Source organism: Caballeronia concitans (assembly GCF_001544615.1).
GTDB lineage: Bacteria > Pseudomonadota > Gammaproteobacteria > Burkholderiales > Burkholderiaceae > Caballeronia > Caballeronia concitans.
Genome location: NZ_FCNV02000011.1, coordinates 88,864 through 107,714, shown reverse-complemented (window position 1 = coordinate 107,714; position 18,851 = coordinate 88,864). Strand labels below are relative to the sequence as shown.

The following is an 18,851-nucleotide window of genomic DNA, read 5'->3' as shown; positions in this document are numbered from 1 at the left end:
CGCGCTTTGAGGAGATAAAAGCGATGAAAGTAAGCCGGCACGCGGCGCGCGGCTATCGAAGGAATTCTAGAAGCCGCCGTGTTCCGCGAGCCACGCGGCTTCTTCAGGCGACGTCTCACGCCCCAGAATGCGATTGCGATGCGGATAACGCCCGAAGCGGCCGATCACGTCCGCGTGCTCCACCGCCGATTCGTGGAAGCTCGACACGCCCGTCTCGTCCTTCAGCTTCCCGAAAAGACGCAGCGATTCGCGCTGACTCGGCATGGATTCGTCGTGCTGGAAAGGCATATACGCGAACGCGCGATGAAACGCGCTCGGCAGGCGCAGATCATCGCCAGTCTCGACGAGCGATTTCGCCAGCGCGAGCGCCCGCGCGTCGCCCGCGAACGCGCGCGGCGTATGGCGATGGCAATTGCGCGAGAACTGGTCCAGCAGCACGATCAGCGCGAGCGTGCCGAGCGACGAGCGCTCCCAGTCGCGCAAGCCGCCCGCCTGCGCTTCGTCGAGCAAGGCGCCGAATCGCTCGGCGAGCATCGCGTCGAACGCGCGCTTCTTCTTCCACCACGTCTTGCGCTCGGTCCCGTATTCGGGCGATCCCGCCGCGCCGAACCAGACATCGAGCACGTCCTGCGCGCGCGGATCGATGCTCAAGCCAGCTCCAGCACGAGCCGCCGCGTGCGCGCGCTCTTTTTCTCCAGCTTCGCGATGCGCAATTCGCCGATCTCGCCCGTGTTGCGCACGTGCGTGCCGCCGCACGGCTGCAGGTCCACGTCCTCGATGCGCAACAGGCGCACGCGGCCGAGGCCTATCGGCGGCTTGACGCTCATCGTGCGGACGAGCTCGGGGCGCGCGGACATTTCGTCGTCGGTGATCCATTCGGTGCGCACGTCATGCGATCCGCCGACGAGCGCGCGCAGCTTCGATTCCACCTCTTCGCGCTCGATCGGCTCGACGGTCGCGAGATCGAGCCGCGCGTAGTCGGTCGTGATGCTGCAGCCATCGACCGGATACGGCAGCACGGCGCAGATCAGATGACTCGCCGTGTGCAGCCGCATATGCCGATACCGCCGCGCCCAGTCGATCTCCGCGCTCACCGTGTCGCCCGCTTTCAGCTTCGCGAGCGCGTCTTCCTGGCCGGGCGCGGGCACGTGCACGGCGTCGTCGGGCGTCGCGCCTTCGAACTTGGCCTTGCGCGTATCCGCGATCGCGATGACCGTGCCGTCCGCGAGCGTCAGCGTGCCGGCGTCGCCCGCCTGGCCGCCGCCGAGCGGATAGAACACGGTTTGATCGAGACGAATGCCCGCCTCGTCGATGGCGATGACGGTCGCCTCGCATTGCGTCTGATAGGCGTCCTCGCGAAAGAGTGCGCGTGTGGTCATGGCTTCATGTCCTCGAAATGCCCTGGTTAACCGGCAGATGATGCCGCAAACGAGCGCGGCCTCGCCCGATACAAAAGCGGGCGATTCAACCGGGACGGTTGCGCATCCAGTCGGCGGTATCGAAGAAGGAAGTCAGCAGTCGTTCGCGCAGCGGCTCCGCGAGGCCGATGTCTTCCATCGCCCAGGCCATGCAGCGCAGCCATTGATCGCGTTCGCTCGATGCGATCGCGAACGGCAGATGCCGCGCCCGCAAACGCGGATGCCCGAAGCGGCTGATGTAGTGATCCGGCCCGCCCATCCAGCCGCACAGGAACCAGAAAGTCTTGTCGCGGGAATTCTCGAGCGTCGGCGGATGCAGCGCGCGGATGCCCGCGAACTCGGGCTCGAGGTCCATCAGGTCGTAGAAACGATCGACGAGCGCGCGCACGCGTTCCTCGCCGCCGACCAGTTCGAACGCGGTCGGCGCGGTGTCTTGATTCGATGCTGCGTCGTCGGAAGACGATTGGTTCACTTCGCTCATTGCTTTGATTCTAAGAAAACTAGGCGTCGCGCAAGGACTGCAGCGCCGGGCGCGCCAGCACGCGACGCAAACTCAGCCAGCCGCCGAGTCCCGCGCACGCGATGCCCGCGACGACGCCCGCGGGCACGAGCCACGGATTGAAATCGATATGAAACTCGAACACGCGCGACGCCAGCACGTAGCCGATGCCCTGCGCGCCGAGCGCCGCCATCAGGCCCGACAGCGCGCCGACCGCCACGAATTCGGCGACCTGTACCGAGCGCACCTGCTTGTGCGACGCCCCGAGCGCCCGCAGCAGCGCCGATTCGCGCATGCGCTCGTCGCGCGTGCCGGCGAGCGCCGCGTACAGCACGAGCACGCCCGCCGCGAGCGTGAAGAGGAACAGAAACTGGACCGCGCCGATGACCTGCGCGAGCGTGCGCTGGATCTGCGCGAGGATCGGCGCGGTATCGATGGCCGTCACGTTCGGATAAGCGGCGATCAGGCCGTCGATCATGCGCTGGTCGTCGGCGGGCAGGTGGAAGCTCGTGATGAACGTCGCGGGCAGATCGGCGAGCGCCTCGGGCGGCATCAGCACGAAGAAATTGACCTTGAACGAATTCCAGTCGACCTTGCGCAGGCTCGTCACGGGCGCTTCCACCGGCAGCCCGGCGACATCGAAGCGCAGCACATCGCCCATTTTCACGCGGATGGTCTTCGCGATGCCCTCTTCGATCGACACCTGCGGCTTCGCGCTCGTGCCGAACCACGCGCCTTGCGTCACGCGGTTGTCGTCGGGCAGCGCGGTCGTGTAGGACAGGTTGAATTCGCGATCGACGAGACGCTTCGCATCGGCTTTCTCGTAGCTGTCCGGATTGACCGGCTGGCCGTTGATGGAGACGAGACGCGCGCGCACCATCGGCGACAGCGCGGCCTGCGGCTGGCCGTGACCGTGCAGATACGCGAGCACGCCGTCGCGCTGATCGGGCTGGATGTCGATCAGGAATTCGTTCGGCGCGTCGGGCGGCGTCGCGTCGCGCCATCCCTTGATGAGATCGTTGCGCGTCATCGCGATCAGCAGCAGGCACATCAGCCCGATGCCGAGCGCCGTGATCTGCAGCGCGCTCGCCCCGCTTCGCCGTTCCAGCGACGCCAGCGCGTACCGCCAGCCGACGCCCGCGCGGCTCTTGTCGCGCCGCACGAAGCGCGCCGCCGCCCAGAGCGCCGCCCGCGCGATCGCGCCGAACAGCAGCAGCCCCGCCGCGAAGCCGCCCGCGACGATGCCGCCGAGCTTCCACTCGCCCGCCGCGATCACGAGCAGCGCCGCGAACAGCAGCACGCCGACGCCGTACGCCGCGTAAGCGACGCGCCCGGCATCGCCGAGTTCGCGGCGGATCACGAGCACCGGCGGCACGCGCGTGAGCGGCAACAGCGGCGGCAGCGCGAAGCCGAGCAGCAGCACGAGTCCCATCGCGATGCCTTCGAGCGCCGGCCACACGCTCGCCTGCGGCAACTCGACATCGACGAGCGAGCCGAGCCAGTTCAGCAACACCAGATGCCCGATGAAGCCGAGCACGATGCCCGCCGCGCTGCCGATCACGCCGATCGCCAGGAACTCGTTCAGAAAGAGCGCGCGCAAGGTCCGCTGGCTGACGCCGAGACAGCGCATCGCGGCGCAGCCGTCGAGGTGGCGTCGCGCGAAGCGATGCGCGGCCATCGCGATGGCGACCGCCGCGAGCAGCGCCGTCAGCAGCGACACGAGTGTGAGGAAGTGGCTCGCGCGATCGATCGTCTGCCGCACCTGCGGCTGGCCGTCCGACAGCGATTCGAGCGCGACGCCGCGCAGCTTGCCGCCATCGGCCTTATCGCGGGCGAACTGCGCGAAGCGCTCCACCTGCGCGTCCGGTCCCGCCACCAGCAGCCGGTACGTCACGCGGCTGCCGTAGCCGAGCAGTCCCGTCCCGGCGATTTCGTCGGCGCGCATCATGAGGCGCGGCGAGAAATTGACGAACGAGAAGCCGCGATCGAGTTCGCGCGTGATGACCGCGGCCACCGTGAACGTGCGCGTGCCGACCTTCACCGTGCCGCCGACTTTCGTCTTGAGCGCGTCGAGGAGCGCGGGATCGACCCAGACGGTGCCCGGCGCGGGAATGCCTTGCGCGGGGGCGCCGGGCGCATCGGGGCCGGGCGCGATGCGCAACGCGCCGCGCAGCGGATAGCCGGCCGTCACGCCCTTGATCGCCGCGAGCCGCGACACCGCTTCGCGCGACGTCCCGCTGATCATGCTCGGGAAAATCGTCGTGCCGGCGGTTTCGAGCCCGAGCGATCGCGCTTCGGCCGCGAACATCGGATCGACGGGATGATCGGCGCGCACGACGAAATCGGCCGCGATCATCTGGCGCGCATCGCGGGCGAGGCCCTGCCGCATGCGATCCGCGAGAAAGCCGACGCTCGACAGCGCCGCGACCGCCAGCACCAGCGCGAGCACGAGCATGGTCAGCTCGCCGGCGCGCCAGTCGCGCGCGGTCATGCGCCACGCCTGGCGCACGGTCTGCAGGAAGTCGAGTCCGGCTGTCGGATGCGTGTCGTGAATGGAGGGCGACGCCTTGGCCGCGGGTTTGTCGTTGCGGGCCGCGGTGCTCAATCGTGCTTGCTCCGCAGTCGGTTGATCGGGTGATGCGCGCCGGGCAGCATGTGCTTGGCCATGCGCGAGACGCCGCCATGCACGCCGCGCACGAGCCGCGGCAGCGCCCATCCGGCGGCGAAGAGGAATGCGATCAGCATCACGAGAAACAGCAGAGGCACGAAGAACGCGAGCGCCAGGCCGCCGAGCGCGCCGATGTCTTCCGTCGCGGAAGCGGCCCAGTTCGACACCGGTTCCGGCGACAGATTGATGAGCGCGCGCGTGCCCGCCTTCGCGAAATGCGACGCCCCGGCGAGCGTGCCGCCCGCGAGCGCGGCGATGGTGAGCAGGGTGGGATCGGCGTGGCCGAGCGAACCGGCCGCGAGCACCGCGCCGGCCGGAATGCGGATGAACGTGTGGATGGCGTCCCAGAGGGAATCGAGCGCGGGGATTTTGTCGGCGAGAAATTCGACGATGGTGAGCGCGCCCGCCACGCCGATCACCCACGGCGACGCGAGCACGGCGAGCGAATCCGGCAGATGAATGAGGCCGATGCGCTCGAACAGCCCGGCGATGAACACGGTGAGATACAGGCGCAGCCCGCTCGCCCATGAAAGGCCCGCCGCGAGCGAAAGTGACTCAAGCATTGCCGTCTCCTTTGTCGATGGCCGTTCGCGCCCTGGCGCCGACTGCCACCTCATGCAAAGCTGCCGGCGGGATTTCACGCTTCAGCGCTTGCCCCGCCGCTCCATCGCCCATAAGACAGACTTAAGATCATTATATCCACGCAAAATCGCGCGGTGCAGCGGACGTCCAGCGAACGCCGTTCCTGGCGCGCCCGCTACAGCTTGCTGACAAAAGCGAAACGGCCGGCGCCCGTCAATGCCCCGACGTCAGCTTGAGCCCGGTCAGCCCGGCGATGATCAAGAGCGCGCTTACGATGCGCGCCGCCGACACCGCCTCGCCCATGAACACGATGCCGAACACGAACGCGCCGACCGCGCCGATGCCCGTCCACACGGCATAAGCGGTGCCGAGCGGCAACTGGCGCATGGCCAGGGCGAGCAGCACGAAGCTGCCGACGGCGGTGACGAGCGTGAAGATGGACGGTCCGAGCCGCGTGAACCCGTCGGAGGATTTGAGCCCTGCCGCCCACGCGACTTCCAGCACACCGGCGATGAAAAGAAGGATCCAGGACATCGTTGACTCCCTAAGAAAATGGGGCCGTCCCCGATGATTCGAAGCGCGTGCGGTCGTCCGGCACGGCGATGGCTGAGAAGCAAGCCGATCATTGTATCCCAGCGGCGCGGGCGTGCGGCGCCGTGCCGCGCCCGGTAAAACGGTGTATCAAGAAAGCGACGCGCACAGGCGCATCACTCGGCGCGTTCGTTGCAAGAATCGACAGGGAGCGTTCATGCATATCGACTCGGTGCTGCTGTCCCGCTTTCAATTCGCGTGGGTCGTCGCGTTCCATATCCTGCTGCCCGCGTTCACGGTCGGCCTTTCGTGCTTCATCGCGACGCTCGAAGTCAACTGGTGGATCACGCGGCGCGACGTCTATCGCCGCCTGTCCGCGTTCTGGCTGAAGATCTTCGCGGTGTCGTTCGGCATGGGCGTGGTATCGGGCATCGTGATGCCGTTCCAGTTCGGCACCAACTGGAGCCGCTACACCGACAGGACCGCGAACGTCGTCGGCTCGCTGATGGGCTACGAAGTGCTGACCGCGTTCTTCCTCGAATCGGCGTTTCTCGGCGTGCTGCTGTTCGGCCGCAAGCTCGTGCCGCAGTGGGCGCACGTGATGTCGGCGATGTTCGTCGCGATCGGCACGCTCATCTCGTCGTTCTGGATTCTCGCCGTCAATAGCTGGATGCAGACGCCGCAGGGCTATCGCATCCTGCCGGACGGGCGCTTCGACGTGGTGAGCTTCTTCGACGTGATCTTCTCGCCGTCGTTTCCGTTCCGGCTCGCGCATACCGTGACCGCGTTTCTCGTGACGACGGCGTTCGTGATTCTCGGCGTCGGCGCGCTGTACATGTTGCAGCGGCGCGCGATCGAGGAAAGCCGCGTGATGCTGAAGATGTCGCTCATCTTTCTGATCATCATGGTGCCGCTGCAAATGGTGATCGGCGACGCGCACGGCCTCAACACGCTCAAACATCAGCCCGCCAAGCTCGCGGCGATGGAAGCGCTGTGGGAAACCGGATCGCGCGTGCCGGCCAATCTCTTTTCCATTCCCGATCAGGACGAAGAGCGCAACCACTTCGAAGTGTCGATACCGGTGCTTGGCAGCATCTACCTGACGCACGATCCGAACGGCGTCGTGCGCGGCCTCAAGGACTTTCCGCGCGAGGACCGGCCGCCGGTCGCGGTCGTGTTCTTCGCGTTTCACATCATGGTCGGCGTCGCGCTGTTGATGTTCGCCGTCGTGCTGTCGGGCATCGTGCTCTTCGCGCGCGGCAAGCTCGAAACCAGCCGGCGATGGCTGCGCGCGGCGACCTTCGCGATGCCGCTCGGTTTTATCGCGGTGATCGCCGGATGGACGACGACCGAGGCCGGCCGCCAGCCGTGGACGGTCTACGGCCTCCTGCGCACGCGCGATTCGGTGACGCCCTCGCTCACCACCGGCGACGTCGCGCTGTCGTGGCTGCTCTACGTGCTCGCCTACGCGGTGATCTTCGGCGCGGGTTTCATCCTGCTGCGGCGGCTCGTGCGCGTGGGGCCGTCGCCGGTGACGCAGGATCACGAGAGCGAACTGCTTCAGCCGCAGACGCGGGCGGCGCGGCCGCTCTCGGCGGTGTCGTCGGGCGGCGAGACGGCGCGCAAGAGCGGAACCGCACGCGTCGCGCCGAGCGACGACATCGTGCCGCCGCGACGGCCGAACTGACCGCGCCTATCGGATTCATCGAACCATCGAAACAACGCAAACGGAGACCGCGATGCTCGATCTCGTGCCGCTGTGGGCCGCCATTCTCGCGCTGGCCGTGTTCATGTACGTGCTGCTCGACGGCTTCGATCTCGGCGTCGGCATGCTGTTTTTCCTGCGCCGCGACGCCGAAGACCGCAACCTGATGATCAACTCCGTGGCGCCCGTCTGGGACTTCAACGAGACGTGGCTCGTGCTCGGCGGCGGCGGTCTCTTCGCGGTGTTTCCGCTCGCCTTCGCGATCATCGTTCCGGCCGTCTACTTCCCGATTCTCTTCATGCTGCTCGGGCTGATCTTTCGCGGCGTCGCGTTCGAGTTTCGCGAAGTGGTCGGCGCGCGCAAGTGGCTGTGGGATCGCGCGTTCGCGTATGGATCGCTCGTCGCGACGTTCGCGCAGGGCATCGTGCTCGGCATGTTCATCCAGGGTTTCCCGATCAGCGGGCGCCAGTTCGCCGGCACGAGCTGGGACTGGATCGCGCCGTTTCCGCTGCTCACGGGCGTCGGGCTGATGTTCGGCTACGCGCTGCAAGGCTCGACGTGGCTCGTCCTGAAAACCGAAGGCGATCTCCAGAACTGGGGCCGCCGGATGGCGCGTTTCGCGCTCATCGGCGTGATCGCGTTCATCGTGCTCATCAGCTTGTGGACGCCGCTCAAGGATGCGCGCATCGCCGCGCGCTGGTTCGGCTTTCCGGGCAGCTTTGCGTTCGCGCCGGTGCCGGTGCTGACCGCGCTGCTCGCGTGGACGCTATGGACGAGCCTCGCGAAAGGCCGCGAAGCGCTGCCCTTCGTCTGCTCGATGGGCCTCTTCTTTCTCGCGTTCACCGGGCTCGTGATCAGCCTGTGGCCGTTCATCGCGCCGCCTTCGGTGACGCTGTGGGACGCATCGGCGTCGCCGATCTCGCATCAGTTCTTCCTGATCGGCACGTTGTTCCTGCTGCCCGTCCTGATGGTCTACGTGACGTGGTCGTACTGGGTGTTTCGCGGCAAGGTGCGCGGCGACATGGGGTATCACGTCGAATGACGCGGCTTCTCGATCAGAGCTTCTGCGCCACCGCGAGCGACAGGATGCGCGCCCATTGCCGCGCCTCGGCGCGATTCTGCATCGGCAGACGCCATTGGCCGTGCGCGGGATCGGCGACATCGAGCAGCACGTGCGAACCGCCGCTTTCGTCGATGCGCGCGCCGCGCAGGTCCGCGAAGATGTAATGGCCGCGCGCATCACCCACGCGCACGTCGAGCAGCCGCTTGCCCGCCGCGAGCCGCACGCCGCCCCAGTCGCGCGCGAGTTCGTGCGTCCAGCCGGCGCCTTCGTCGCCTTTGACGCGCGGCAGATTCGGCGCGACTTCGCGACGCCGCGCGAGCCAGTACGCGATGCCCGCCGCGATCGCGGCCAACACGACCGCCGCGACGCCGACCGCCACGCCCAGTCCGAAGCGCGCGTCGATGGCGTTGAACGACCGCACCGCGCCATAGATCAGCGCGATGAGCGCAATGAGAGCAAGGACGATGGGCATTGCGTGTTTCCTATCCGTTCGCGCGCGGCGCAGCCGTCACTGCGCCTTGTGCTTCGCGTTCCAGTCGCGCACGGCCTGCAGCGTGTTCGCGACATGCTTGTCCGGCGAGAGGCTCGTGTATTCGTAGATGACCTTGCCGTCCGGCGCGATCACATACGACACGCGATTGGCCATCGAGCTTTTCATCGGCAGGGAGGCGTCGTAGGAGCGGATGATCTTCGAATCGGCGTCGGCGGCGACGGGGAACTTGCTGCGGCATTCGCTCACGGAAAAGCGCTTGAGCGTGTCGATGTCGTCATGCGACACGCCGATCACCGTCGCGCCCTCGGCCTTGTACTGATCGACCGCTTCGGCGAACTCATGCGCCTCGATCGTGCAGCCCTTCGTGAACGCCGCCGGATAGAAGTACAGCACGACGGGGCCTTTCTTGAGCGCATCGGCGAGCGAGTAATCGTAGACGTTGCCGCCCAGCGACGCCTGCGCGACGAAGTCCGGCGCGGCATCGCCCGGCTTGAGCGTCGCGCCCGCCGTCAGCGGATACGCCGCGACGAGACACGCAACCGCCGCTGCCAGTCCGGCTACCGTTCCCGCAATCCTCTTCTTCATGTGCATGCCTCACCGTGACGTTGATGGAACGCGCGGAACGCGCGCGATTCAATCGAGCGGCTGCTCCGCGAACCACGCCGCCGCCTCCACCTGAAGCTTCGCGAGCAGCGCGGGCGTGAGCGCGCCGAGCGCGGGCTGAGCGAGCCGGCACGCGTCGATGGCGGCCGCATCGCCGCGTTCGGCTGCCTGCGCGATGCCGAGCAGCGCGCCGAGCGCGCCCTCGCCGCTCAGGATCGCCGAGCGGATGTCCGCCGCCAGGTGCAGCTTATCGACAATTTCCGCGGGCTGCATGTCGAGCACCACGTGCACGAGCGAAAACACGCCGGTCATGAACGCGGCATCGGCGAAGGCTTCGTCCAATGGACGCAGCACGTTCGCCGCCAGTTCCATGAAGCGCGCCCGCGCGCCGACGAGTTGCAGGAGCGGGTCCGAGCGCCACGGCAGGCCGCTGCCGTCCGCGTAGAGCAGCAGTTGCGTCCAGCGCATCAGCTGGCGCGTGCCGGCGGCGGCCACCGCGTCGCGCAGCGACGCCACGCGCCGACCGCGTGCATGCGCGCTCGAATTGGCGAGGCGCATGAGTTGCAGCACGATGTCCGGATTGCGCTTGAGTTCGGTTTCGAGTTCCCGCATGCCGGGTTCGGATCCGAGCACCGCGAGCAGCCGCAGCAGCGTGCCGCGCGCCGGACTCGCGCGACGCGCCGAGAGCACCTGCGGCCGCGCGAAGAAATAGCCCTGAAAGAGATCGAAGCCAAGCTCGCGCGCCGCGATGAAATCCTCGTGCGTCTCGACCTTCTCCGCGACGAGCAGCTTGCCGTGCTTCTTCGCGAGCGACGCGATTTCGGGCAACTGGCCGCGCTCGGCCGCGAGCACATCCACCTTCACGATATCCGCCGACGGCAGCGCGCCGAGCAGCGTATCGTCGATGCGCGTGATGTCGTCGAGCGCGAAGCGAAAGCCCTGGCGGCGCAACTGCGCGCATCGCTTGAAGAGCGCGTCGTCGAACACGATGCTTTCCAGCAGTTCCAGCACGAAGCGCTCGGGATGCATCAGATGCACGATGTCGTCGAAGAGCAGCTCGCGGTTCATGTTCACGTAGCCGGGGTGCAGCCCGAGCACCGCCGACACGCCCAGCTCGCCCACCGTGCGCGCGACGACATGCGCGGTCGCCTGGAGGTCGTCGTGGACGCGCGCCCGATTGTCGGGGCTGTCGCGAAAGAGCAGTTCGTAGGCGGCGAGCGCGCCGGCGCCATCGAGAATCGGCTGGCGTCCGACATAGACGCGCGCCTCGTGAATGGGGCGCGGCGAGCGCCTTAAGGATGAATCGGCCATGACGGAAACGGACTGGAAGCAGGTTTGCGGCATTCGGTCGCGCCTCGCGCGTGCGCAAAGGTTTGCGCGATGCATGGCACGGCGAGCGTCGTGCGTCGTTGTCGACATGCGCGGTCCTGCTGTGTGACGGCATGCATCATGAGGCGGAACGGGTAGGACGGATTCTCGAAGCGGGCGGCGCTTGGGCGCTATGCCCGCCCGGCGGCGGCTGCTGTGGCGGATGCGGCTGCGGTCGAGCCGGCCGGCGCGCCAAAACGCGCCACTGTAACCGAAATCGGGCCGTAACACATGCGTCGCGCGCGGCGGGCGGCGGCACGGCATCGGCGGGAAAGGTTAAAGAAATTCCCTGCGCCGCCGATAACACGCCTGATAGAACGTGCCGCGCCCGTTTCCGGCACGGCCCGCACGGAACCCGCCCGAAGCGGCGACCGCGCCGCCGCGAGCGTCCGATGCGCAATGCCGCATCGACCCGACGACGGCGCGTGCCGCAGCGAGAACCCAAACTGACCATGCAAGCGAACCGGACCGATGTCTACCGCCGCGCGCCCTGGCGCATCGCGCTCGATGCGCTGCGCCGCGCATGGGGCAGCCCCGCGCACGATGATCACGACGAGCACGCGGATCGCGAAGCGTTGCCTCTCGCCGACGACGACGCGTCCAAGGCCGTCGCCGTGCGCCCTGCCCGCGTGCCCGAACTGGAGCCGACGCTCGCCGCCGTCGATTTCCTCGCGCAGGTCGACGACGCGCTGCGCTTCCAGTACGTGTCGGATGCGAGCATCGATTTCATCGGCTATCACCGCGACTATCTGAACATGCTGACGCTGCACGATCTCGTGCCGTCGGAGGAAGCCGAGGCGCTGAACGCGCTCGTCGCCCGGGCGCGCGCGAGCGGCAAGCTCGAATCGGCGACGCTCAACCTCGTCAAGTCGCTGACGTATCCAATCTGCGTCGAGCTGCGGATCATGGCCACCGCCGATCAGGGCACGCCGGGCTTCGCGCTCGCGGCCTTCGACGTGTCGCGCTGGCGCGAGCGCGAGTTCTCGCTCGTGCATGCGCTGCATCACGATCCGCTGACGGGCCTCGAGAACGCGACCGCGCTCGAAGCCGCTATCGGCGCGGCACAGGCGCAGGCGGAACACGCGCGCACGCAGGCGGCGCTCGTGCTGCTCGACATCGACGATTACCAGCGCATCAATCGCGCGCTCGGCTACGACGCCGGCGACGACATGTTGCGCGAGACCGCGCGGCGCATCCAGCACACGGCCGCGCACGGCGAGCGCGTGGCGCGCATGGCCGGCGACGAGTTCGCCGTGCTGCTGCCCGCCGGCGCCACGGCGGAAGCCGCCGAGAGTCTCGGCCGCCGCTTGCTGACGGCGATCGCGCAGCCTTACCGGTATCGCGGGCAGCACACGCATTTGTCGGCGAGCGTGGGCGTCGCGTTGTACCCGGCGCTGTATCCCGATGACGCGGCCACGCAGAAGCCCGGCGAGCCGGGCGTGCAGGCGAGCCTCTTGCGCATGGCCGACCTGGCGCTCGCGCAGGCGAAGGCATCGGGCGGCAACACGCTCGTGTTCCATACGCTCGACGACAACCCCGCCGACGCGGAGCGCCTGAAGCTCGAAGCCGATCTCTACGAAGCCGTGCGCAACGGCGAGTTCTCGCTCTTCTTCCAGCCGATCACGAAGATCCGCACGGGCGCGGTTGTCGGCGTGGAAGCGCTGATGCGCTGGAATCATCCGGTGCATGGGCTCGTGCCGCCGTCGCTGTTCATTCCGCTCGCGGAGACCATCGGGCTCATCAACTATCTCGGCAACTGGGTGTTGAAGGCCGCGTGCATGCAGCTCGTGCAGTGGGATTCGGTCGGCATCCGGCTGGATTACGTGTCGGTGAACGTGTCGCCGCAGCAGTTCCGCGACAAGCGTTTCACCACGGCGGTGAAGGAAGCGATCGCGCTGACGGGCATCGATGCCGGGCGGCTCGTGTTCGAGATCACCGAAAGCCTCTTGATGCAGGACCCCGAGGAAGCCACGCGCCTGCTCGAAGCGCTGCGCTCGCTCGGCATTCGCTTTGCCGTCGATGACTTCGGCACCGGTTATTCGAGCCTCGCGTATCTGCAGCGCTTTCCGCTGTCGAAGCTGAAGATCGACCGGAGCTTCGTCGAGAACCTGATCACGTCGCGCAACAACCGCGCGATCGTCGGCGCGGTGGTGGGACTCGCGCAATCGCTCGGGCTGGAACTCGTGGCCGAGGGCGTCGAAACGGAAGCGCAGCGCGATCTGCTCGCCGATCTCGGCTGCGACCACATGCAAGGCTGGCTCATCAGCCACGCGCTGCCGTCCGACGAGCTGGCGCGCTCGTTCCAAACGAACTCACTGCTGTTGCACGAGACATTATGAGAGTGTGAATGTTCGTGTTCTAATCGAAGATCACGCCCCGTGCGTCCGACGCCGCGGTATTTGCGCGGATGGGACGCCGAATGGATGGATCGGGCTACTGCCGCAATGGCCCAGCCGTTGCGCAACGATAGGTTTTTTTAAGCATGGCACGCACCAAGGCCGAACTACTGGACAAGTTGTGGGGGCGCATGAGCGAGCGCGGGGATTTCCCGATGCTCTCGCAGGCGCTTCGCACGACCGTGTCCGCGATGAGCGATGACGACCTCGACTTCACGGCGCTCGTGCAAGTCGTGCTGTCGGACTTCGGGCTCACGCAGAAGGTGCTGCGGCTCGCCAATTCGGCCATGTACATGGCGTTCGGCGGCAACATCACGACCGTCACGCGTGCGCTGATGGTGCTCGGCATGGACGCCGTCGGCCATCTGGTCGTGGGGCTCAAGCTGGTCGATCACTTTCATCACAGCGCGCCGCGCCGTATCGACGCGAAGCTCGAACTGAACCGCACGCTGCTCTCGGGCACGGTCGCGCGGCAGGTCACCGAGCGCATCGATCTGCGCTCGGCGGAGGAAGCCGTCGTCTGCACGCTGATGCGGCAGATCGGCAAGCTGCTCGTCGCGTTCTATCTCGAGCACGAGTGGGATCAATTGCGGCGCAAGGCTGCGGCCGAGAATACCAGCGACAGCCACGCGTGCGCCGAGTTGCTGGGCGTGACGTTCGAGGAGATCGGCATCGAGGCGGCGGACCGCTGGCGTTTGCCGGAGACGATCCGCGCGGGCATGCGCGCGAGCGATCCCACTGCTCCGCCCGATGAAACCGTGCCGAAGCATGTGCGCTGGCTGCAGGCCGTGACCAACTATTCGACCGAAGTCGCCGATGCGCTGACCGCGCAGAACGTGGCGGCGGGCGGTCGCGAATCGATGCTCGTCGATATCGCGGAGCGCTATAGCGGCGCGCTCAACGCGGATGCGGAAACGCTTGCCGCGATGAGTCTCGCGCTGGCCAACGAAGAAACCGGCGACGGCGTGATGCGCGAGATTGTCGAGTTGCAGGCGAATGCGGACGCGATTGCGCGGGCGGGCGTGTCGGCGGAGGCGCGCATCGGCGCGAGCCTCGAGGATTTGCGTTCGCTGCCGTCGAAGAATGCGCTTGCGCCGGTGCTTGCGCTGGCATCGGAGGCGGTGCTTGCGGGGCTTGGGCTATCGCGCACGGTGGTGTTCGTGCGGCAGGCCAACAACGAGTTTCAGGCGCGGCTCGGGCTGGGGGCTGGCATCGAAGCGATGCTGCCGGCGCTGCACTTTGCGGCCGAATTCCGGCCGGACGTGTTTCATCTCGCGATCACGAATCCGGTGGGCATCTTCATCGAGAATGCACACGATGCGCGAATCGATGCGCGTCTGCCGCGCTGGTACAAGGAGACGCTTGGCGAAGCGCAGGCTTTCGTGCTGCTGCCAGTGAAATCGAACGATACGACGGTCGCGCTCGTGTACGGCGACTGGACGCTCGGTGAGCGCGTGCACAAGATTTCGCCGCAGGAAATGAGCGCGCTCAACGAGCTTACGCGGGAACTCAGCCGTTTTTTTCTTAGCGCGAACTGGAAGGAAGTCGAGTTGATCTGAGCGGTCGGTTCTTGCTCGACGCCTCGCTGTTTTTTGGCTTTCTGCTTTTTTGCCTTTCTGTTCGCGACACGATCTTTTTTTGCCGCTTGGGCGCGGCGGGCTTACTGTCGGTGAGCTTGTCTTCGCGTCGGTCTATTGGCTCGCCCCTCCCCGGGGCGGGGGTCACTTTCTTTGCTGCTGCAAAGAAAGTAACCAAAGAAAGCAGCTTTTTCGCCCGCTGTTCTGAATCACGGAGCACTCCGTAGAACCACGTTGGCACTCAGCTTGACACAGCCCTGGATCACCTTCCACGCCCACTGAGCACCCACGTCCTCCGAGCCCCACGGCTCGACAACACCGATCGCGCACATCGGCTGTAGCCGCTAAAAAAGCCCGTACCACACGAAGGCAAATCAACGGCCCTGGAAGACCAGTGACTCGTGACGAACGTGGGCGCGGGTGCGGTGCGGGCGCGCCGCGTCCCCGCCTACGACATTGGTTTCTTGTTGAGGGTGTATTCCAGTAGTGGGCGGTGCCCCACTGTTTTTGTCGAGCCCGGGGGCTCGCATGGGGTGGCGCTCAGCGGGCGCGGAAGGTGATTCAAGGTTGATTCAAGCTGAGTGCCAACGTGGTTCTACGGAGTGACCACACAGTCAGTGCTTTGGGCCAAGAAAGCTGCTTTCTTTGGTTACTTTCTTTGCAGCAGCAAAGAAAGTAACCCCCGCCCCGGGGAGGGGCGTGCTAATAGACCGACACGAAAATAAGCACCGAAACCGAGCCGCGCGCAAAAAGCAAAAAAGCAAAACGCTTAGACCAAATGAAACTTGCCAACAAGCGCCTTAAGCGCGCGCGCTTGATCATCGAGCGACTGGGCGGCAGCCGCCGCTTCCTCGACGAGAGCGGCGTTCTGCTGAGTCCCAGCATCCATCTGCGAAACAGCATGTCCGATCGCCTCGATGCCTGACTTCTGCTCCGCCGATGCCGCCGATATCTCGCCCATGATGTCCGTCACACGGCGCACCGCCCTCACGACTTCGTCCATCGTCGCGCCCGCTTCCTGCGCATAGGTCGATCCATCCGACACACGCGAAACCGACGTATCGATCAAGGTCTTGATCTCCTTCGCCGCCGACGACGACCGCTGCGCCAGACTCCGCACCTCGCCCGCCACCACCGCGAAGCCGCGCCCCTGCTCACCCGCGCGCGCCGCTTCCACCGCCGCGTTCAGCGCCAGAATGTTCGTCTGGAACGCAATGCCCTCGATCACGCCGATGATGTCGCCAATGCTCTTCGCGCTCGCATCGATACGCTGCATCGTCTCCACCACGCGATTCACCACCGCGCCGCCCTTCTCCGCAATCTCCGATGCATTGTGCGCAAGCGTCGTCGCCTGCATCGCGTTGTCGGCGTTCTGGCGCACCGTCGAGGTGAGCTGCTCCATGCTGGCCGCGGTCTTCTCGAGCGCGACGGCCTGTTCTTCCGTGCGGCGCGACAGATCGACGTTGCCCGTCGAAATCTCGCTCGACGCCGACGCGATCGCCTCCGCGCTCGCCGCGATATCGCCGACAGTCGCGGACAAGCCCGACTGCATCTCGGACAGCGCGTAAAGCATGCTCGCATCGTCGCGACGCTTGAGCGTGATCGGATACGAGAGATCGCCCGACGCAATGCGGCTCGCAATCTCCTTCGCATAGCCGGGCTCGCCGCCCAGTTGCCCGGACAGACGCCGCACCATCCATTCGCTCACGACGATCGCCAGCACGAACAGCGCGGCCGTCAGCGCGAGCACCATCACGAACGACGAATGGAAGATGAACGCGGCCGCGTCGATGGTGCGCTTGGCAGCGGCGCCGCGCAGCGTGACGAGATCGTCGACCATCTTTTCCAGCTTGCCGGTCTCGACGAGCAGCGACACGTCCTGCGTGCCCACCTGCCAGTTCATCTGCGAAAGATCGAGCGGCTGCTCCTTCACGAGCTTCACGAACGTGCGAAGGTTGCCGCTCCACGTGCCGAGCGCGGCGGAAAAGCGCTTTTGCTGCGCGAGCGCGTCGGTGTCGGCGTGATCGATGTATTGCGACAACTGCGCCTGCTCCTTGCCGATCGCCGTCAGCGCGCTTTCAATCTGATCGCCCAGTTCGTCACGCTCCTTCGCGGTCGACGCCGTCAGCAGCATCTTCTGCGAACGGCTCGCGCGCAGCAGATAACCGCGCGTTTCCTCCGCCGCGCGGCTCGCGACATAGCCCTGCGTATAGATGGATTCGGTCGCGCCGTTCAGACGGCTGATCTGCGTGAGCGAAATGGCGCCGATGACGAGCGTGCCGGCCAGCACGAGCCCGAACGCGAGACGCAGCGACGCCTTCACGGATAGTCCGCGCTTGGTCGCCCGCGGCAAGCCCGCGCCCTTTGCGGCGCGCAGCGAATACAGTTTCATCGATCATCCCCGTTGTTGTCATGTCGAGCGGTACGCCCTCAACGCTTCTACGGCACGCGTTCTTGTTTTCTTTAGCGCCTGCGGAACGTCCGTTCTTTGAGGCGCAAGGACGTCCGTTCGTTCTTATAACCGGCCAAAAATCGCTTGCGTCCGATGAAAACCTCCACCGCGAAGCGATGTCCGATTCGCAACAATTCTTGTCAGGACAACGCACGCGAGACACCCTACACTTCACAAACATTCCGTTCGCGCATGAATCGCGTACAGAAAAAATTCCGAGACAACCGCTTCTTCTTCACCGACACCATGCAAACGAGTATCGACAAGGGCGCGTTCCCATCCGCGGAGGCGACCGCCGCCGCGCCGGCCGTGCAGCGCACCGTTTATTCCGTTCTGGGCGCGATCAGCTTCTCGCATCTGCTCAACGACATGATCCAGTCGCTGATCCTCGCCATCTACCCGATGTTCAAGAGCGAATTCGCGCTCTCGTTCGGGCAGATCGGACTCATCACGCTGACGTATCAGATCACCGCGTCGCTGCTGCAGCCTATCGTCGGGCTGTACACGGACAAGCATCCGAAGCCGTATTCGCTTCCCGTCGGCATGGGCTTCACGCTGTCGGGTCTCTTGCTCATGTCGATCGCGGGCAGCTTCGGCACGCTGCTGATCGCGGCGGCGCTGGTCGGCTGCGGATCGTCGGTGTTTCATCCGGAGTCGTCGCGCGTGGCGCGCATGGCGTCGGGCGGCAAGCACGGGCTCGCGCAATCGCTGTTTCAGGTGGGCGGCAACGCGGGATCGTCGCTCGGGCCGCTGCTTGCGGCGCTCATCGTCATTCCGCACGGACAGCGCAGCATCGCGTGGTTCTCGGCGGCGGCGCTCCTCGCAATGGTCGTGCTCGCGAACATCGGCCGCTGGTACAAGCGCCATCCCGCGACGAAGAAAGGCCGCGCGCACGCAACGCATGCCACCCTGCCGCGCGAGAAGGTCGTCATGGCGATGAGCGTGCTCGTGCTGCTCGTGTTCTCGAAGTACTTCTATCTGGCGAGCATCACGAGCTACTTCACGTTCTATCTGATCAGCAAGTTCGGCGTGTCCGTCCAGGCCGCGCAGATTCACCTGTTCGTGTTCCTGGCGGCGGTCGCGGCGGGCACGATCATCGGCGGGCCGGTGGGCGACAAGGTCGGGCGCAAGGCGGTGATCTGGGTATCGATTCTCGGCGTCGCGCCGTTCACGCTCTTGATGCCCTACGTCAACCTGTTCTGGACGGGCGTGCTCTCGGTGATCATCGGGCTCGTGCTGGCGTCGGCGTTCTCGGCCATCCTCGTCTATGCGCAAGAGCTGATTCCCGGCAAGGTCGGCATGGTCGCGGGCCTCTTCTTCGGCTTCGCGTTCGGGATGGGCGGCGTCGGCGCGGCGGTGCTCGGGCATCTCGCGGACGTGACGAGCATCGACTACGTGTACAAGCTCTGCGCGTTCCTGCCGCTGATCGGCGTGCTGACCGTGTTCCTGCCGAAGACGAAGGAAGCTAAGGCTTAACGGCTCGAAGGCTCCAGAAC

The 18,851-nt window shown here is 66.1% G+C and carries 15 protein-coding genes; 5 read left to right on the top strand and 10 right to left on the bottom strand.

Translation table 11 applies throughout. The features are described 5' to 3' along the window. Positions 1–66 precede the first annotated feature (66 nt). The 6 genes from AWB72_RS21920 to sugE all read right to left on the bottom strand — a co-directional run bounded on the left by AWB72_RS21920 (position 67) and on the right by sugE (position 5,701). Positions 67–645 (bottom strand): DUF924 family protein, encoded by a 579-nt coding sequence (locus AWB72_RS21920; protein ID WP_040051627.1) that lies wholly within the window; start codon positions 643–645, stop codon positions 67–69. 2 nt (positions 646–647) lie between these two features. Continuing rightward, the gene (locus AWB72_RS21915) at positions 648–1,418 is read right to left on the bottom strand and encodes an alanyl-tRNA editing protein (RefSeq protein WP_280174595.1); all 771 of its coding nucleotides are present in this window, start codon (positions 1,416–1,418) and stop codon (positions 648–650) included. A gap of 46 nt (positions 1,419–1,464) precedes the next feature. After that, positions 1,465–1,899 (bottom strand): group II truncated hemoglobin, encoded by a 435-nt coding sequence (locus AWB72_RS21910; RefSeq protein WP_040051495.1) that lies wholly within the window; start codon positions 1,897–1,899, stop codon positions 1,465–1,467. Positions 1,900–1,918: 19 nt separating this feature from the next. Beyond that, positions 1,919–4,522 (bottom strand): ABC transporter permease, encoded by a 2,604-nt coding sequence (locus AWB72_RS21905; protein ID WP_040051494.1) that lies wholly within the window; start codon positions 4,520–4,522, stop codon positions 1,919–1,921. Continuing rightward, positions 4,519–5,148 (bottom strand): DUF4126 domain-containing protein, encoded by a 630-nt coding sequence (locus tag AWB72_RS21900; protein ID WP_040051493.1) that lies wholly within the window; start codon positions 5,146–5,148, stop codon positions 4,519–4,521. The genes AWB72_RS21905 and AWB72_RS21900 overlap by 4 nt, the downstream gene beginning before the upstream one ends. Positions 5,149–5,380: 232 nt before the next feature. After that, the gene (sugE, locus tag AWB72_RS21895) at positions 5,381–5,701 is read right to left on the bottom strand and encodes a quaternary ammonium compound efflux SMR transporter SugE (RefSeq protein WP_040051492.1); all 321 of its coding nucleotides are present in this window, start codon (positions 5,699–5,701) and stop codon (positions 5,381–5,383) included. 214 nt (positions 5,702–5,915) lie between these two features. Between sugE and AWB72_RS21890 the strand changes: the two genes are divergently transcribed. After that, on the top strand, positions 5,916–7,385 hold the full coding sequence (locus tag AWB72_RS21890) for a cytochrome ubiquinol oxidase subunit I (RefSeq protein WP_040051491.1): 1,470 nt from the start codon (positions 5,916–5,918) through the stop codon (positions 7,383–7,385). A 52-nt stretch (positions 7,386–7,437) separates the two neighbouring features. After that, positions 7,438–8,445, top strand: coding sequence for a cytochrome d ubiquinol oxidase subunit II (gene cydB, locus AWB72_RS21885; protein ID WP_040051490.1), 1,008 nt, complete (start codon positions 7,438–7,440; stop codon positions 8,443–8,445). A 13-nt stretch (positions 8,446–8,458) separates the two neighbouring features. On the opposite strand, the gene AWB72_RS21880 is transcribed toward cydB, so the two are convergent. The 3 genes from AWB72_RS21880 to AWB72_RS21870 are packed head-to-tail and all read right to left on the bottom strand — an operon-like array spanning position 8,459 to position 10,873. Continuing rightward, positions 8,459–8,938: a hypothetical protein gene (locus tag AWB72_RS21880; RefSeq protein ID WP_040051489.1), complete on the bottom strand. Its 480-nt coding sequence runs from the start codon at positions 8,936–8,938 to the stop codon at positions 8,459–8,461. A gap of 36 nt (positions 8,939–8,974) precedes the next feature. Further along, positions 8,975–9,544 carry a peroxiredoxin gene (locus AWB72_RS21875; protein WP_040051626.1) on the bottom strand — a complete coding sequence of 190 codons (570 nt, stop codon included), beginning with the start codon at positions 9,542–9,544 and terminating at the stop codon, positions 8,975–8,977. A gap of 48 nt (positions 9,545–9,592) precedes the next feature. Beyond that, positions 9,593–10,873 carry an EAL and HDOD domain-containing protein gene (locus AWB72_RS21870; protein ID WP_040051488.1) on the bottom strand — a complete coding sequence of 427 codons (1,281 nt, stop codon included), beginning with the start codon at positions 10,871–10,873 and terminating at the stop codon, positions 9,593–9,595. 509 nt (positions 10,874–11,382) lie between these two features. Here AWB72_RS21870 and AWB72_RS21865 point away from each other — a divergent pair. Together AWB72_RS21865 and AWB72_RS21860 are read left to right on the top strand one after the other, a co-directional pair. Then, positions 11,383–13,269 (top strand): putative bifunctional diguanylate cyclase/phosphodiesterase, encoded by a 1,887-nt coding sequence (locus tag AWB72_RS21865; RefSeq protein ID WP_040051487.1) that lies wholly within the window; start codon positions 11,383–11,385, stop codon positions 13,267–13,269. Between the two features lie 143 nt (positions 13,270–13,412). Beyond that, positions 13,413–14,885: an HDOD domain-containing protein gene (locus tag AWB72_RS21860; RefSeq protein WP_040051486.1), complete on the top strand. Its 1,473-nt coding sequence runs from the start codon at positions 13,413–13,415 to the stop codon at positions 14,883–14,885. 787 nt (positions 14,886–15,672) lie between these two features. Here AWB72_RS21860 and AWB72_RS21855 read toward each other — a convergent pair. Continuing rightward, on the bottom strand, positions 15,673–17,295 hold the full coding sequence (locus AWB72_RS21855) for a methyl-accepting chemotaxis protein (protein ID WP_040051485.1): 1,623 nt from the start codon (positions 17,293–17,295) through the stop codon (positions 15,673–15,675). 306 nt (positions 17,296–17,601) lie between these two features. On the opposite strand from AWB72_RS21855, the gene AWB72_RS21850 reads away from it, so the two are divergent. After that, positions 17,602–18,831 carry an MFS transporter gene (locus AWB72_RS21850; RefSeq protein ID WP_040051625.1) on the top strand — a complete coding sequence of 410 codons (1,230 nt, stop codon included), beginning with the start codon at positions 17,602–17,604 and terminating at the stop codon, positions 18,829–18,831. The last annotated feature ends 20 nt before the right edge of the window (positions 18,832–18,851 follow it).